At 58.7% G+C, this 15,861-nt stretch carries 14 protein-coding genes and 1 pseudogene; 11 read left to right on the forward strand and 4 right to left on the reverse strand.

Going from position 1 to position 15,861, the window contains the following annotated elements; translation table 11 throughout:
* Positions 1–183, reverse strand: a pseudogene (locus ACUTJJ_RS00005) (methylglyoxal synthase); the annotation flags it as partial.
* Positions 184–282: 99 nt separating this feature from the next.
* Positions 283–1,338, reverse strand: a complete 1,056-nt coding sequence (gene mepA, locus ACUTJJ_RS00010) for a penicillin-insensitive murein endopeptidase (protein WP_445540907.1) — start codon at positions 1,336–1,338, stop codon at positions 283–285.
* A 201-nt stretch (positions 1,339–1,539) separates the two neighbouring features.
* Here mepA and ACUTJJ_RS00015 point away from each other — a divergent pair, with 201 nt between their 5' ends.
* The 7 genes from ACUTJJ_RS00015 to ACUTJJ_RS00045 all read left to right on the forward strand — a co-directional run bounded on the left by ACUTJJ_RS00015 (position 1,540) and on the right by ACUTJJ_RS00045 (position 11,598).
* A complete protein-coding gene (locus ACUTJJ_RS00015) occupies positions 1,540–3,384 on the forward strand; it encodes an extracellular solute-binding protein (RefSeq protein ID WP_445540908.1) in 1,845 nt (614 codons plus the stop codon).
* A 142-nt stretch (positions 3,385–3,526) separates the two neighbouring features.
* Positions 3,527–4,621 carry a microcin C ABC transporter permease YejB gene (locus ACUTJJ_RS00020; protein WP_144576195.1) on the forward strand — a complete coding sequence of 365 codons (1,095 nt, stop codon included), beginning with the start codon at positions 3,527–3,529 and terminating at the stop codon, positions 4,619–4,621.
* A gap of 29 nt (positions 4,622–4,650) precedes the next feature.
* The gene (locus ACUTJJ_RS00025; RefSeq protein WP_445540981.1) at positions 4,651–5,766 is read left to right on the forward strand and encodes an ABC transporter permease; all 1,116 of its coding nucleotides are present in this window, start codon (positions 4,651–4,653) and stop codon (positions 5,764–5,766) included.
* A 5-nt stretch (positions 5,767–5,771) separates the two neighbouring features.
* Positions 5,772–7,412, forward strand: coding sequence for an ABC transporter ATP-binding protein (locus ACUTJJ_RS00030; RefSeq protein ID WP_445540909.1), 1,641 nt, complete (start codon positions 5,772–5,774; stop codon positions 7,410–7,412).
* Between the two features lie 100 nt (positions 7,413–7,512).
* Positions 7,513–8,760 (forward strand): NAD(P)/FAD-dependent oxidoreductase, encoded by a 1,248-nt coding sequence (locus ACUTJJ_RS00035; RefSeq protein ID WP_445540910.1) that lies wholly within the window; start codon positions 7,513–7,515, stop codon positions 8,758–8,760.
* 173 nt (positions 8,761–8,933) lie between these two features.
* Complete coding sequence (locus ACUTJJ_RS00040) at positions 8,934–10,295, forward strand: glutamine synthetase family protein (protein WP_404494333.1); 1,362 nt, start codon at positions 8,934–8,936, stop codon at positions 10,293–10,295.
* Between the two features lies 1 nt (position 10,296).
* Complete coding sequence (locus tag ACUTJJ_RS00045; protein WP_445540911.1) at positions 10,297–11,598, forward strand: NAD(P)/FAD-dependent oxidoreductase; 1,302 nt, start codon at positions 10,297–10,299, stop codon at positions 11,596–11,598.
* A gap of 69 nt (positions 11,599–11,667) precedes the next feature.
* Here the strand turns inward: ACUTJJ_RS00045 and ACUTJJ_RS00050 are convergent, their stop codons facing one another.
* Positions 11,668–12,156 (reverse strand): gluconokinase, encoded by a 489-nt coding sequence (locus tag ACUTJJ_RS00050; protein WP_209089651.1) that lies wholly within the window; start codon positions 12,154–12,156, stop codon positions 11,668–11,670.
* Between the two features lie 222 nt (positions 12,157–12,378).
* Between ACUTJJ_RS00050 and ACUTJJ_RS00055 the strand changes: the two genes are divergently transcribed.
* Positions 12,379–13,095: a 2'-5' RNA ligase family protein gene (locus ACUTJJ_RS00055; protein ID WP_445540912.1), complete on the forward strand. Its 717-nt coding sequence runs from the start codon at positions 12,379–12,381 to the stop codon at positions 13,093–13,095.
* A gap of 194 nt (positions 13,096–13,289) precedes the next feature.
* Here ACUTJJ_RS00055 and ACUTJJ_RS00060 read toward each other — a convergent pair whose 3' ends face one another.
* Positions 13,290–13,457: a hypothetical protein gene (locus ACUTJJ_RS00060; RefSeq protein ID WP_172801619.1), complete on the reverse strand. Its 168-nt coding sequence runs from the start codon at positions 13,455–13,457 to the stop codon at positions 13,290–13,292.
* Positions 13,458–13,694: 237 nt separating this feature from the next.
* Between ACUTJJ_RS00060 and ACUTJJ_RS00065 the strand changes: the two genes are divergently transcribed.
* The 3 genes from ACUTJJ_RS00065 (at position 13,695) to ACUTJJ_RS00075 (ending at position 15,858) form a co-directional block, all read left to right on the forward strand.
* On the forward strand, positions 13,695–14,042 hold the full coding sequence (locus ACUTJJ_RS00065; RefSeq protein ID WP_144576189.1) for an ArsC family reductase: 348 nt from the start codon (positions 13,695–13,697) through the stop codon (positions 14,040–14,042).
* A 12-nt stretch (positions 14,043–14,054) separates the two neighbouring features.
* Positions 14,055–14,531, forward strand: a complete 477-nt coding sequence (gene ybaK / locus ACUTJJ_RS00070; RefSeq protein ID WP_063949420.1) for a Cys-tRNA(Pro) deacylase — start codon at positions 14,055–14,057, stop codon at positions 14,529–14,531.
* Between the two features lie 88 nt (positions 14,532–14,619).
* The gene (locus ACUTJJ_RS00075; RefSeq protein WP_445540913.1) at positions 14,620–15,858 is read left to right on the forward strand and encodes an aminopeptidase; all 1,239 of its coding nucleotides are present in this window, start codon (positions 14,620–14,622) and stop codon (positions 15,856–15,858) included.
* The last annotated feature ends 3 nt before the right edge of the window (positions 15,859–15,861 follow it).

Consider the following 15,861-nt stretch of genomic DNA (forward strand, 5'->3'; position numbering starts at 1 on the left):
CGGACCGCTTTTAAGCCGAATGACTTCGAGGCCCGGGCAGGCTTCCTGCACGCGCCCGCCGGTGGTGCCGGTGGCGACGATCTTGAACTTGGCAAGCGCCTTTTGATGCTGACGGGCGAAGTCCGCCATATCGTCTTTTTTCTCGTCGTGAGCGATGAGCGCGATACAGCGTAGCCCTTCCATGATCCCAGCCTGTGTCATGAGAATTAAATCGATTTGAAGCCTTCTATAACAGCTTGCCGCCATTTGAAAAGGGAAGCTGTCGAATGCCTCCGTTTTGTTTCAGTTCAATGTCGGACGCTGGGTCGGGAGGGGAATATCGGATGGCGGCTGGATGGCCGGAGCATTCTGAATGACCTGTTCTACATTCTGCTGTCGCACGGCCTGAGCCGGAGAGGCGGAATAGGCCTGAGCCGCAATCCCCTCGGGATTGGCGGAAGGAGCAGCTGCAACTGCGGCGCAGGCCGCCGGCAGATCGGAAACCATCACCTGGCGCGGCTTTACCGGCTTGGCATTGGGGTCCTTTTTCGGCGGCGCCCATGGCTCCTTGGTGAACCACCAGGCAAGGGACTTGTCGCAACCATCGCCCTTGCCGACGGATGCCTGCGGTTTGCAATTGGGCGCGCCGGGCGGGCATTCCAGCCGAATGTGGAAGTGCTCGTCATGGCCGTAAATCGGCCTGATCTTGCCCATGAAGGTCCGGTCGCCGGTCCATGTCTGGCAGAGTTTCTGCTTGATGGCCGGGTTGACGAAGACACGCTCCACCTGCGGGTAACTTGCCGCCATCATCACCAGCCGGGCATTCAGCGGCGACCATTTGCGGTCGTCAACCGTCAGAAACTTGCTCTTGTCCAGCATCGAGATGAAGGGCACCGTCTCTCGCTGCTCCACCGTCAGCCGGGGAGTGGGCATGGGCCGCCACCAGACATCCACATCGAGACCGATCTGGTGCGAGGCATGCCCTGTCAGCATAGGACCGCCGCGTGGCTGGGAAATATCGCCAAGCAGCAGGCCCGGCCAGCCGATCTTCTGGGCATCCTGCGAAAACCGCTCAAGAAAGGAAATCAGCTGCGGCTGGCCCCAGCGCCGGTTGCGGGAAAGGCGCATGGCCTGCCAACCGGGGCCATCGGTAGGCATGGCGACAGCGCCAGCCTGGCAGCCTTTGGCATAAGAGCCGATCGGTTGGGAAGCTGCGGCGGAAGGCAGCGCCATGTGGCCGAACACTTCTTTTGCGGGCCTGTCTTCGGCCGATGCGGCCTCGATCTGCCATTGCAGCGCCGAGACGACCGACATCGTGAGCATCGCTGCCTTGAAAATTCTGGATGATCCCGCCGTCATGTAGCCGTGCCCGCCCGATCAGTTGATTCTCTACCTCTGAGGATAAACTGGAACGGGATTTTGTTAAAACCATGTTTCGCTTGGCCCGCACAAAGCAGGATAAATACGTCGATAAAGAGCTTGTGAGACAGCGCATCTGTTTTTTGCCAATCTTTCTTTTATGCTCTCTTGAGCAAGTACAAGAACACGGACATTGACCCGATGATATTGGCACCACTGAAATCCCGCTTTCTCATTGCCCTCACGGCCTCCGCCCTGCTGATCCCGGCGGCGGCTTTTTCCCAGTCGGGCGATGTCTGGCGAAAGGGGATTTCGACGGTCGGGGAGTTGAAGCATCCCGATGGCTTCGACCATTTCGACTATGTGAACACCAATGCGCCCAAAGGCGGCACGTTGCGCCTCTCGACATCGGGCACCTTCGATACGCTAAACCCGCTGCTGGCCAAGGGCGAGGCGGCAACGGGCCTTTCGCTCGTCTTCGATACGCTGATGAAATCGACGGAAGAGGAACTCTCGGCCTCCTATGGTTTGCTGGCGGAAGGCGTCAGCTATCCCGACGATATTTCCAGAGCGACGTTCCGCCTGCGGCAGGAGGCCAAATGGGCGGACGGCAAGCCGGTGACGCCCGAGGATGTCGTGTTCAGCTTCGAAAAGGCCAAGGACCTGAGCCCGCAGCTTGCGACCTATTACACCCACGTCACCAAGGCGGAAGTGAGCGGTGACAGGGACATCACCTTCACCTTCGATGAAAAGAACAATCGCGAGCTGCCGCAGATCGTCGGTCAATTGATGATCGTTCCCAAGCACTGGTGGGAAGGCACCGGCCCGGACGGGAAGCCGCGTGACATTTCGCGCGGCACGCTGGAGCCGGTCATGGGTTCCGGCCCCTACAAGATCGCTGCCGTCGCCCCCGGATCGACCATCACTTATGAGCGCCGTGACGATTATTGGGGCAAGGACGTCAACGTAAACGTGGGGATGAACAACTTCAAAACCATCGCCTACACCTTTTTTGCCGATCAGGACGTGGAATTCCAGGCATTTAAATCGGGCACGATCGATTTCGCGCGGGAAGCTTCCTCCAGCCGCTGGGTCACGGGTTATGATTTTCCCGCTGTCAAAGACGGTCGGGTGAAGAAGGAGGAGCTGCCAAACATCTACCGTTCCGTTGGCATCATGCAGGCCTTTGTGCCGAACATGCGGCGGGAAAAGTTCCAGAACCCGAAACTGCGCAAGGCGCTGAACTATGCCTTCGATTTCGAGGAACTCAACCGCACGCTGGCTTATGGCCAGTTCCAGCGCATCAACAGCTTCTTCATGGGCAGCGAATTGGCTTCATCTGGCCTGCCGACGGGTCGAGAACTGGAACTGCTTCAGGAGCTCAAGGATCAGATCCCACCTGAGGTCTTCACGACGGAATACAAGAATCCGGTGGCGGGCGATCCGGCCAAGCAGCGTGACAATCTGCGCGAGGCCGTCAAGCTGATGAAGGAGGCCGGTTACGAGTTGCGCGGCAACCGCATGGTCAATGCGAAGACCGGTCAGCAACTCGATATGGAATTCCTGATTGATTCCGCCGGCATGGAACGAACGATCCTTCCCTATGTGCAGAGTCTGAAGAAAATCGGCATCAACGCGACCATCCGCACGGTCGATGCCTCGCAATTCACCAACCGCACCCGCAGCTTCGATTACGACATTATCGTCAAGCTCTGGGCGACGTCGGCCAATCCGGGCAACGAGCAAGCCGATTACTGGGGTTCGGCGGCTGCTGATCGTCAGGGATCGAACAACCTCGCCGGCATCAAGAACCCGGCCGTCGATGCTTTGGTGCGCAAGGTCATTTTTGCGCCCAATCGCGATGAGCAGGTCGCTGCTGCCCGGGCGCTTGACCGGGTGCTGCTCGCCAACAGCTATGTCATTCCGCAATTCTACCGTGGCGAGCTGTTCATCGCCTATTGGAACACGATTGTCCGCCCGGAAAACCTGCCCGAATACGGCATCGGATTTCCCGAAGCCTGGTGGTCCAGCCAGGCCGGAAAATGACGCCGGCCTTGCTTTCGCGATCAAGGCTTGATTCACATAGGCCAGGACGAATCGCTTGAAATGCGCACGACGCTGCTTTGAGGAAAGGACCGGGCTTGACCCAGACGAAAGACGCTGACCGAACGGCTGGGAGAAAAGGCTGATGGGCGCCTATATCCTCAGACGTCTGGCGCTGATGATCCCAACCATCATCGGCATCATGGGCATTTCGTTTCTCGTCATCCAGTTCGCCCCGGGCGGTCCGGTGGAACAGGTCGTCGCGCAGTTGACGGGCCAGGGCGACAGCGCTTCCGACCGTCTCTCTGGCGGCGGCGACCTCACGGGGCAGGGGGGCGGCTTCGATGAAAGCGGGTCGAAATATCGCGGCGCGCAGGGGCTCGATCCGGAGCTGATCAAGAAGCTCGAAAAGCAGTTCGGTTTTGACAAACCGCCGCTCACCCGGTTCCTTGAAATGATGTGGAATTACATCCGCTTCGACTTTGGCGACAGCTTCTTCCGCAATTCGTCGGTCATCGATCTCATCATCGACAAGCTGCCGGTCTCGGCCTCGCTCGGCTTCTGGATTTTGATCATTTCTTATGTGATTTCCATTCCGCTCGGCATCAAGAAGGCCGTTTCCGACGGCTCGACCTTCGATGTCTGGACATCGGGCATCATCATCATCGGGTATGCGGTGCCGAGCTTCCTGTTCGGCATCCTGCTCATCGTGCTTTTCGCCGGCGGATCGTTCTTCGACTGGTTTCCGCTCCGCGGCCTGGTATCGGACAATTTCGACCAGCTGAACTGGTGGCAGAAGATCATCGACTATTTCTGGCACCTCACATTGCCGCTCATCGCGCTCTCGCTCTCTGCCTTCGCGACGACGACGCTTTTGACCAAAAATTCCTTCATCGACGAGATCAAGAAGCAATATGTCATCACCGCCCGAGCCAAGGGTCTTACGGAACGCAAGGTTCTCTACGGCCATGTCTTCCGCAACGCGATGCTGATCGTGATCGCCGGCTTTCCGGGCGCCTTTATCTCGGCCTTCTTCACCGGCTCGCTGCTGATCGAGAATATCTTCTCGCTGGATGGCCTCGGCCGGCTCGGTTATCTCTCGGTCGTCAACCGTGATTACCCGATTGTCTTCGGCACGCTGTTCATCTTTTCGCTGATGGGCCTCGTCGTTGGCCTGCTCTCTGACCTCATCTACACATGGATCGATCCGCGCATCGACTTCGAGCGGAGGGACGTGTGATGTCGCTTGCTCATCCCGCCGGAACAGAGATGCTGGTCAAGCCCAAGCGCCCGTGGTTTTCGCCAACCACAAAGCGCCGTTGGCAGAATTTCAAGGCTAATCGCCGTGGATACTGGTCCTTCTGGCTGTTCCTGATCCTGTTCTTCCTGAGCCTCATGGCGGAATTCATCGCCAACGACAAACCCATCCTCGCCTCCTATAAGGGCGAGCTTCTGGTGCCGGTCATGGTCGATTATCCGGAAGAGAAGTTCGGCGGGTTTCTCGCCCAGACCGATTACAAGTCCTCCTTCATTCAGGACGAAATCAACGCCAATGGCTGGATGATCTGGCCGCCGATCCGGTATTCCTACCAGACGGTCAATTCCAATATTCCGCATTCCGCGCCCACGGCACCTTTCTGGCTGATGGATAAAAAGGAGCGCTGCTCGGCCTACCCGCAGGGCGATGCCGATTCCGGCTGCACGCTTGGCAATCTGAACTGGCTCGGCACCGACAATCAGGCCCGCGACGTCACGGCGCGGATGATCTACGGCTTTCGCATCTCCGTGCTGTTCGGTCTGACGCTGACCATTGCTTCTGCCATTGTCGGTGTCACCGCCGGCGCTATCCAGGGCTATTTCGGTGGCTGGACGGACCTGCTTCTGCAGCGTTTCATCGAAATCTGGTCGTCGATGCCGGTGCTTTACATCCTGCTGATCATCGCGGCCATCCTGCCGCCGGGCTTCTTCGTGCTGCTCGGCATCATGCTGCTGTTTTCATGGGTCGGCTTTGTGGGCATTGTCCGCGCCGAATTCCTGCGCGCCCGAAACTTCGAATATGTCCGGGCTGCCCGCGCACTCGGGGTCGGAAACTGGACGATCATGTTCCGCCACCTTCTGCCCAACGCCATGGTGGCAACGCTGACCTTCCTGCCCTTCATTCTCTCTGGGTCGATCACGACACTCACCTCACTCGACTTCCTCGGTTTTGGAATGCCGCCGGGATCGCCGTCGCTGGGCGAGATGATTGCGCAGGGAAAGAACAACCTCCAGGCTCCCTGGCTGGGCCTGACGGCATTCTTTACGATGTCCATCATGCTGTCGCTCCTGATCTTCATCGGCGAGGCCGTTCGCGACGCCTTCGATCCACGCAAGACGTTCCGGTGATCGCCATGATGGAAACAACTATTCAGCCGCTTCTCTCCGTCCGTGATCTCTCCGTCGCCTTCCATCAGGGCGGCGCGACCAGTGTCGCTGTCGATCACGTCTCCTTTGACCTGATGCCGGGCGAAGTCGTTGCCCTCGTCGGGGAATCCGGCTCCGGCAAGTCGGTCACCGCAAATTCCATTCTCAAACTCCTGCCCTATCCGGCGGCCAGCCACCCCTCCGGCAAAATCCTGTTCGATGGCAAGGATATGCTGACATTGCCGGAGCGCTCCCTGCGTGCGGTGCGCGGCAACGATATCACCATGATCTTCCAGGAGCCGATGACCTCGCTCAACCCGCTCCACACCATCGAGCGGCAGATCGGCGAAATCTTGGAGCTGCATCAGGCAATTACCGGCGCAGAGGCACGTCAACGCACCCTGGAATTGTTGTTGCAGGTCGGTATCCGAGAGCCGGAAAAGCGTCTGAAGGCCTATCCGCACGAATTGTCTGGAGGCCAGCGGCAACGCGTGATGATCGCCATGGCGCTCGCCAACCGGCCAAAATTGCTGATCGCCGACGAGCCGACCACCGCACTCGACGTCACGGTCCAGGCGCAGATCCTCGAACTCTTGAGCGATCTGAAGGCGAAACATGGCATGTCCATGCTGTTCATCACCCACGATCTCGGTATCGTCCGCAAGTTTGCCGACCGTGTCTGCGTCATGACCAAGGGCAAGATTGTCGAGACCGGCACGGTTGAGCAGGTGTTTACCGATCCGCAGCACGCCTATACCCGCCATCTTCTGGCTGCCGAGCCGAAGGGCGAGCCGCCGCATTCCGATGCCAGCAAGCCGGTGGTCATGCAGGGTGAAGACATCAAGGTCTGGTTTCCCATCAAAGCCGGGTTGATGCGTCGCGTTGTCGACCATGTGAAGGCGGTTGACGGCATTGATATTACCCTGCGCGCCGGCCAGACCGTTGGCGTGGTGGGCGAGTCCGGCTCCGGTAAGACCACGCTTGGCCTTGCGCTCTCGCGGCTGATCGCGTCTGAGGGACGTATCAGCTTCGTTGGTCAGTCGATCGACCACTATTCGTACGAGATGATGAAGCCGTTGAGAAATCGGCTTCAGGTGGTATTTCAGGACCCTTACGGCTCTCTCAGCCCGCGCATGTCCGTTGGCGAGATTATTGCCGAAGGCCTGAAGGTGCATGAGCGGTCGCTATCGGCCGACGAGCGCGATACGCGTGTCGCCACGGCACTGGAGGAGGTGGGCCTTGATCCGGCCACCCGCTGGCGGTATCCGCACGAATTTTCCGGCGGCCAGCGCCAGCGCATCGCCATTGCCCGCGCCATGGTGCTGAAGCCCCGTTTCGTCATGCTTGACGAGCCGACATCCGCGCTCGACATGAGCGTGCAGGCGCAGGTGGTTGATCTGCTGCGGGATCTGCAGGCAAAACACGAATTGGCCTATCTCTTCATCAGCCACGATCTGAAGGTGGTGAAGGCGCTCGCCAACGATCTCATCGTCATGCGTCATGGCAAGGTGGTTGAAAGTGGCCCTGCGGCTAACGTTTTTGCCAATCCGCAGCAGGACTACACCAAGGCATTGCTCGCCGCCGCCTTCAATATCGAGGCCGTGGAAACGAAAGCGGTGAGCCAGTAAGCCGCATCGGTATTTCGTTCAAGGCGATGACTTCCTGTTGCTTTGCGCAGCAGGCGGACCCATGTTGCGATAAAGGTGACATGGAATTGGATGGATTGCGATGGCAGCGGATGTGATCGTTTTGGGAGCGGGCATCATCGGAGTTTCGGTGGCCCTGCAACTCGCCCGACGGGGCAAGTCGGTGGTGCTGGTGGACCGGCGCGGGCCGGGGGAAGAAACATCCTTTGGCAATGCCGGCCTGATCCAGAGAGAGGGCGTGGTGCCCTACGGTTTTCCGCAGGACCTCGCGCTCTTGCTGCGCTACTCGCTGAACAACAGGATCGATGTCCGTTATCGCCTCTCCGCGCTTCCCAAAATCGCGCCGTTTCTCGGGCGCTACTGGTATAATTCAGCCGCCGCCAGGCACGCCGCAATCGCCCGCGCCTATACGCCTTTGATCGAACATTCGGTGTCCGAGCATAACATCTTGATCGATGAGGCCGGGGCGGGTGAACTGATTGTCAAAAATGGCTGGATGGAAGCCTATCGAACCGCCGAGAGGCGAGATGCCGATTATGCTTTCGCCGAGCGTCTTTCCCGCGAAAACGGCATTTCCCACACCAAACTGGATGCCAAAGAGCTTGCGGCATCCGAACCGCACCTCTCCCGGGATTTCGTTGGTGGACTGAAATGGAATGACCCGTGGTCCGTACTTGATCCGCACGCGCTGACGCTTGCCTATGTAAAGCTGTTCGAAAGCCTCGGCGGCAGCGTCGTGCGGGGCGATGCCTCGACACTGAGCCAGACCACAAGCGGCTGGACGGTGCGCACGGCGACAGGTGCGGTTGAGGGCGAGCAGGCGGTCCTGGCGCTGGGTCCCTGGGCCGATACCGTGACGCAACGACTGGGTTATCGCTTCCCGCTCGGGGTGAAGCGCGGTTATCACATGCATTATGCGCCGCAGGAGGGCGCCAGGCTCAATAACTGGCTGATCGATGCCGAGCGCGGCTATTTCCTTGCGCCCATGCGGAAGGGCATCCGGCTGACGACCGGAGCAGAGTTTGCCGAGCGCGACGCACCGAAATCCCCCGTGCAGATCGACCGCGCGGAGCGCGTGGCGCGCAGCGTTTTCCCACTCGGCGGAAGGCTCGATGCTGAGCCATGGATGGGTGCGCGGCCATGCACACCGGACATGATGCCGATCATTGGCAAGGCGCCGCGTCACAAAACATTATGGTTCGCATTCGGGCACGCCCATCATGGTCTTACCCTCGGGCCAATTACGGGCCGGGTCATAGCCGAAGCCATGCTGGGAGAGCAGCCGGTTATCGCGATCGATGCCTATCGCCCGGAGAGGTTCAATCCGTAAGAAGAGGAAACTGCTGGCCTTCCTGCAACAGGCCACGTAACATGTTCATATACAAAAGGGGAAAAAGGGCGAACGTCATCATGGTGGCGAGGTTTCTCATCTATCAGCAGCAGGACGATTTTCGTTAGCGAAACTCGCTGCGCATGAACGAGATGGAAACGGCTTGCTGGTGCATGATGGATGATATTGAAAACGCAAAGAAATTTTTCGCCGATAATCCCGATATCGAAATTCTCGAAGCTTTCGTCATAGATGCGAATGGCGTTCCGCGCGGCAAATGGATTCCGCGCGAAAGGGCAATCGACGTGCTCGAAAAGGGAATGGCCATCCCGCGCTCCGTCTACGCGCTGGATATCTGGGGCAGGGATGTGCACGCGGCCGGTCTGGCCGAGGGCACCGGGGATCCGGATGGGTTCTGTTTTCCGGTGCCCGGCACACTGTCGCGGGTGACATGGCTTGGCAGGCCGACCGCACAGGTTCTTCTAGCCATGAAAAACCCCGATGGAACCGGTTTTTATGGCGATCCGCGCCATGTTCTGTCGCAGGTTCTGAATGCCTATAACAAGGCCGGTCTAACGCCCGTTGTGGCGACAGAACTCGAATTTTACCTGATCGATCCCGTTCGTTCGGCGCTTGATCCGGTGCGCCCACCGCACAGCCGTGAGGGACGCTGGCACACCGGTCAGACACAGGTTCTGTCGATTTCCGAATTACAGGATTTCGAGGATGTCTTTCATGACATCGCCACCGCCTGCCGCGCACAGGGTGTGCTTGCTGATACCACGCTGCGGGAAAATGGTCCCGGGCAATATGAGATCAACCTCAACCATGTGCCGGATGCCCTGCAGGCCGCAGATTTCGCCGTCTTTCTCAAACGCATCGTCAAGGGCGTCGCACGACGGCACGATCTCGACGCAACTTTCATGGCGAAGCCCTATGGGCTCCAGGCCGGCAATGGCATGCATGTGCATTTCTCCGTTCTCGACAAGAGCGGCAGGAATATCTACGCCGGGGAAGAGGGGCCATCGGACGCGCTGATGCATTCGGTCGGGGGTCTCCTGGAAAACATGGGGGAAAGCATGGCGATCTTTGCTCCCCATGCCAATTCCTATCGCCGCCTCACACCGAGCGAACATGCGCCGACCTACGCCTCCTGGGGCATCGATAACCGCTCGGCAGCGGTGCGCGTCATTGTTGCCAGCAAGGCGGCGACGCGTATCGAACATCGCGTCGCTGGCGCCGATACCAATCCCTATCTGGTTCTTGCCATGATCCTCAGCGCGGCCCTCGCCGGCATGAAGGAGAAGCGCCAACCGGGTGGCGCGATTTCCGGCGACAGCCATGCGATCAACCACGAGCCGCTGCCTACCAACTGGGACTATGCGCTGCAGCGCTTCACGCGGTCGAGTTTTGCATATGCAACGCTCGGGCAGAAGTACCGCACGCTGTTCTCCGCCTGCAAACAGCAGGAGCTTTCCGAATTTTCCCTGCGTGTAACCGACGTCGAATATGACGCCTATATCAGGACGGTGTGAAATGGCTGAGGTAACCGATATTCCCAATCCCGGCCACACATCGTCGTGGTACGCGGCATGCGCCAATATCAAAACCGTGCGGCCGACGCTTGAGGGCGCGCTGGATGCGGATGTCTGCATCATCGGTGGCGGCTTCACCGGCATTTCAGCGGCGCTGGAACTGAGCGAACGCGGTTACGCGGTCATCGTGCTGGAAGGTGTGCGGGTTGGCTTCGGCGCGTCGGGCCGCAATGGCGGGCAGATCGTCAATGGTTACAGCCGCGATCTCGAAACCATCGCCGGCCGCTACGGGCATGACAAGGCAGTAAAGCTCGGCGAAATGTCGCTGGAAGGCGGCGACATCATCCGCAGCCGCGTCGCCAAATACGGGATCGACTGCGATCTCGTCGACGGCGGCTTTTTCGCCGCCTTCACACCGAAGCAGATCCGCGAAATGGAAGCCCATAAGGCTCACTGGGAAAAACACGGCCATGGCGGGCTCGAAATGGTCTCAAAGGCGGATGTCGGGAAATATGTGAAGACCGATCGTTATGCAGGCGGCATGATCGACCGCTTCGGTGGCCACATTCACCCTCTTAATCTTGTCCAGGGGGAAGCGGCGGCAGCCGAAAGCCTCGGTGCGCGCATATTCGAAAACTCGCGTGTCATTGCGGTGGAGCAGGGCGTCAATCCCATCGTGCGCACGGCAACGGGCAGCGTGAAGGCAAAATATGTCCTCGTCTGCGGCAATGCCTATCTCGGCACATTACTGCCGGAAATCGGCGAGCGAATGATGCCGGTCTCGAGCCAGGTCATGGCGACGGAGCCGCTCGATGCCGATCTGATCGAAGCCCTTCTTCCTGCCAATTATTGCGTCGAGGACGCTAATTACATTCTCGATTATTACCGCCGCACGTCTGACAACCGTCTGCTTTACGGCGGCGGCATCGGTTATGGCGGCAGCGACCCGGCCGACCTGACGGGTGTGATCCGGCCGAATATGCTGAAGACATTTCCGCAGCTGGAAAAGGCAAAGATCGACTTCGCCTGGAGCGGCAACTTCGCGCTGACCCTGACGCGCATTCCGCATATGGGCAGGCTCTCGCACAATATCTACTTCTCGCACGGCGACAGCGGTCACGGCGTCACCACGACCCATCTTCTGGGAAAGATATTGGGCGAAGCCGTTGCCGGCCACGCCGAGCGGTTCGATATCTGGAGTTCGCTGCCGAATTACCCGTTCCCGGGTGGAAAGACCTTCCGTGTGCCGCTCACCGTGCTCGGTGCCTGGTGGTACGGCTTAAGGGACAAGCTCGGCCTCTAGCGCATTCCAGTAAAGACGCGGCGTCGTTTACCTCACGCCATGTCTGCTGCTTCCGCAGCCCGGACAGTCCTAGAAGGTCACCGCCTTCAGTCCGGCAAGAGCATTTTTGGTGATCTCTTCAGGTGTGGTGTCGATGCTGACGGTGACGACACCCGGTTCGCCGGTTGGCACTTCCAGCGTGGCAAGCTGTGTTTGAAGCAGCGAGAGTGGCATGAAATGGCCCTTGCGTTCACCCATGCGCCGGCTGAGCAGCTCCAGGCTGCCGTCCAGATAAACGAAAGCAAGCGGACCGCCCGTGGCCTTGCGCAGGTAGTCGCGGTAGATTTTCTTGAGCGCCGAGCAGGATACAACGACGCCACCGCTCGCGTTTCCCTTTTGCAACTCAGCACCGATCAGATCGAGCCAGGGCCAGCGGTCGTCGTCCGTCAGGGGAATGCCTTCGGACATTTTCTCGACATTGGATTTGGGGTGCAGCTTGTCACCTTCAATGAAGGCTATGCCCAGCTTGTCTGCCAGCGCTTCCGCGACCGTGGACTTGCCCGACCCGCTCACTCCCATCACGACGATTGCCTGCGTCACGCCAACCTCTGATATTTCTGTTTCGACAGTGAGCCCCTAACATGTGCGGCAGGTCTCGTGAATACAAAAATGAGGGAGATTTCCTGCAGCCTCCTCCCAAATACTGCTCCGGGTCATCAAGTTCGTTCCGCTTTTGTTCTTTAAATTTTCCCGTGATGATGATAACATCGAAACTTGGGCAAAACGTCCTGGAGTACCGCGGTGGGGTTCGATTTGGCAGACGCGAGGAATTTGGAGCAGCTATCCTTCGAGGGATGGGAACCGGGGAAAGTACGGCGTTTTAATTCTCAATATACCACCAAGCTCTTGATCACCGTGAGACCGCCGGCAGCCCTGGCAGCACGGATTTTTGCCGATTCCTCGCACCACGCGGCGAAGCAGACGAAGCGCGAGGCTCATCCAGCAGCCGTTCTGCATATAACATTGCTTTGTGTTGGATGCTTTGAGGCTGTGCCGGAGGAGCTCGTTCATCGGCTGAAGAATACGCTTGGCGAGATCAAGGCCCGTCCCGTTCCGATAACATTCGATAAGACCTCGCTGTTTGGCAATCGCGGCAGCCTCGCTTTGCACAGCAGCCATGAGATGCTGGAAATGCAGTCTTTATCGACGATGTTGCAACGTGCCCTTTGGCGGGCCAACCTGCCCTTTGTTGCGCCCTCGTCTTTTGCGCCCCATCTCGCGCTGATTACCGGCTGTGGAAGAATTGAGCCGATGCCCGTCGAGAAACCATATAGTTGGCTTGCCGGAAGCTTCGAGCTTGTGTGCAGTCACGTGGGCGAACCGCAGCTTGAGTTACTCGCACGCTTCGCGCTTACCCCGAAAGCAGAGTGTTACGAGCGGCCTGAAAGCCAACTGCACTTACCAGGAAAAATAATCGGACACTCTAAACGGTCGATGCAGAGGGCATCGGCGCAATAACGGGTTAAAGGCTTACGAGCGGGGGGATGCCACGCTACGTTCACTCGGTTGGTCCGATGATCAGTTTCAATTGATGGGACCTTGCAACAACGGCACAGCCTTCTTGTCCACTGGTCCACACTGCGCGCATCAACACCAAAAGGCGTCGATCGCGCAAGCGAGGCGATTTCGCCTCGCTGGAAGCAATGTGCAGCTTAGAGCTGGACCTTGTCAAATGCCTTGCCGTCGATGCCGAGGGCTTCGAGGTCGGCGCGGGCGGGCTTGCGATGTGCGCGAACTGCGGCCGAAACCGAAAGTGCTGCACCGAGAACGGCGAAAGTTTCACCGAAGAAGTGACGCGATGTCTTAGCAACCTGACGCATTTTTTCTCTCCATCTTTGATGCCCAGATAATGGGCATTCCGTCGCCGCTCTACAACGCCTGATGCAGCAGGGAAGCCATGCAGCTTTGCTCGCGCTCGTTTGGATATCAGTCAATTCATTTTTGCATGGCTCGAGAGCTTGAGCGGTATATTTGCGCAGGGCGTCGAGCCGGGCGGGTTGAACGAGCCGGATAATTTGTTATGCCGGGATGCTGAGCGCGACGAAGAGGTGGATGGAATGACGGTCACGATTTACGGTATCAAGAACTGCGATACGATGAAAAAGGCCAGAAGTTGGCTTGAAGCCAATGGCGTAGACTATTCCTTTCATGACTACAAGGCCGCCGGCATCGACCGCGCTCATCTTGAGGCATGGTGCGACGCCGCAGGCTGGGAAACCGTCCTGAACCGGGCTGGCACGACGTTCAAAAAACTGGACGACGCGAAGAAGGCCGATCTTTCCCGGGAGAAAGCCATCGCATTGATGGTGGAGCAGCCCTCCATGATCAAGCGACCGGTGCTGGAGACGCGGGGCAAGATCACGGTCGGCTTCAAGCCGGACACTTATCAGGCCCTTTTTGCGTAAGCAGATTTATCCATGTCGAAAACAACCCGCGCCACGCAAGTGTTGACGAAGGCCGGCATCGCCTTCACCACTGTCACCTATGACTACGACCCGACTGCCGATCGCATCGGTTTGCAGGCGGCGGCAGCGATTGGCGAGCCGCCCCATCTGGTGCTGAAGACGCTGATGGCTGAGCTCGATGGCAAGCCGGTCTGCGTTGTGGTTCCTTCGGATCGGGAAGTGAGCATGAAGAAGCTCGCGACCGCCTTCGGAGGCAAATCGGCCAGCATGATGAAGCCCGCCGAAGCGGAACGGGCAACCGGCTACCACGTCGGCGGTATCAGCCCTTTCGGGCAGAAGAAGCAGGTGCCGACAGCCATCGAATCCACTGCCATGGGCCATGATTACGTCTACATGAATGGTGGGCAGCGCGGCTTGCAACTGCGGCTTTCCCCGCGCGACGCGCAGACGGCATTGAACGCGATCGCCGCGCCGCTGGTCGCCGATTGAAGCGCGAGAGGCAGCGTTGAAAGCATTTGGCTTTCAGTTGGAATGGGCTATGGTCGGCGCCTCCGAATGAAATAGACGAAGGCAGATCATGACTGTTTCTCCCATCGATTCCGTCAAACTCGAAAAACTGGCCGAAGTCGCCATCAAGGTCGGCCTGCAATTGCAGAAGGATCAGGATCTGGTGATCACCGCGCCGCTGGCAGCCCTGCCGCTGGTGCGTTTTCTGACCAAACACGCCTATATGGCCGGTGGCGGGCTGGTCACCACCTTCTATTCCGATGAAGAAACCACGCTTGCCCGCTATCGCCACGCGAGCGACGCCAATTTTGACCGGGCTTCCGGCTGGCTCTATGAAGGCATGGCAAAAGCCTACGCCAATGGCGCAGCGCGGCTGGCGATTGCCGGCGACAATCCGATGCTGCTGGCCGAACAGGATCCGGCCAAGGTGGCGCGCGCCAACAAGGCCAATTCCACCGCCTACAAGCCGGCGCTGGAGAAGATTTCCAACTTCGACATCAACTGGAACATCATCTCTTATCCAAACCCGTCCTGGGCAAAGCAGGTCTTCCCCGATGTATCAGAAGACGACGCTGTCCGCAGGCTCGCTGATGCCATTTTCGCCGCATCGCGCGTGGATGTGGCCGATCCGGTTACAGCCTGGGCGCAGCATAACGCCAATCTTGCCAAGCGGTCGGCGTGGCTCAATGGCGAGCGTTTTTCGGCACTGCGTTTCACCGGTCCGGGCACGGATGTCACGATCGGGCTTGCGGACGGGCATGAATGGCACGGCGGCGCTTCGGTCGCCAAAAACGGCGTAACCTGCAACCCGAATATTCCCACTGAAGAGGTCTTCACGACGCCGCACGCGTTGCGCGTGGATGGTTATGTTTCCAGCACGAAACCCCTTTCGCATCAGGGTACGCTGATCGACGATATCCAGGTAAAGTTCGAAGCTGGCCGCATCGTCGAAGCCAAGGCTTCGAAGGGCGAAGCCGTATTGAACAAGGTCCTCGACACTGACGAAGGCGCGCGGCGCCTGGGTGAAGTGGCGCTGGTGCCGCATTCCTCGCCGATTTCGGCAAGCGGCATCCTTTTCTACAACACGCTGTTCGATGAAAATGCCTCATGTCACATCGCGCTTGGCCAGTGCTACTCGAAATGCTTCCTTAACGGTGCTTCGCTGTCGCAAGAGCAGATCAAGGCACAGGGCGGCAATTCCAGCTTGATCCATATCGACTGGATGATCGGTTCCGACAAGGTGGACATTGACGGCGTGAAGCCGGATGGCTCCACGGTTCCTGTCATGCGCAAGGGCGAATGGGCGTGACGG

This window comes from Agrobacterium sp. DKPNP3 (assembly GCF_052686535.1).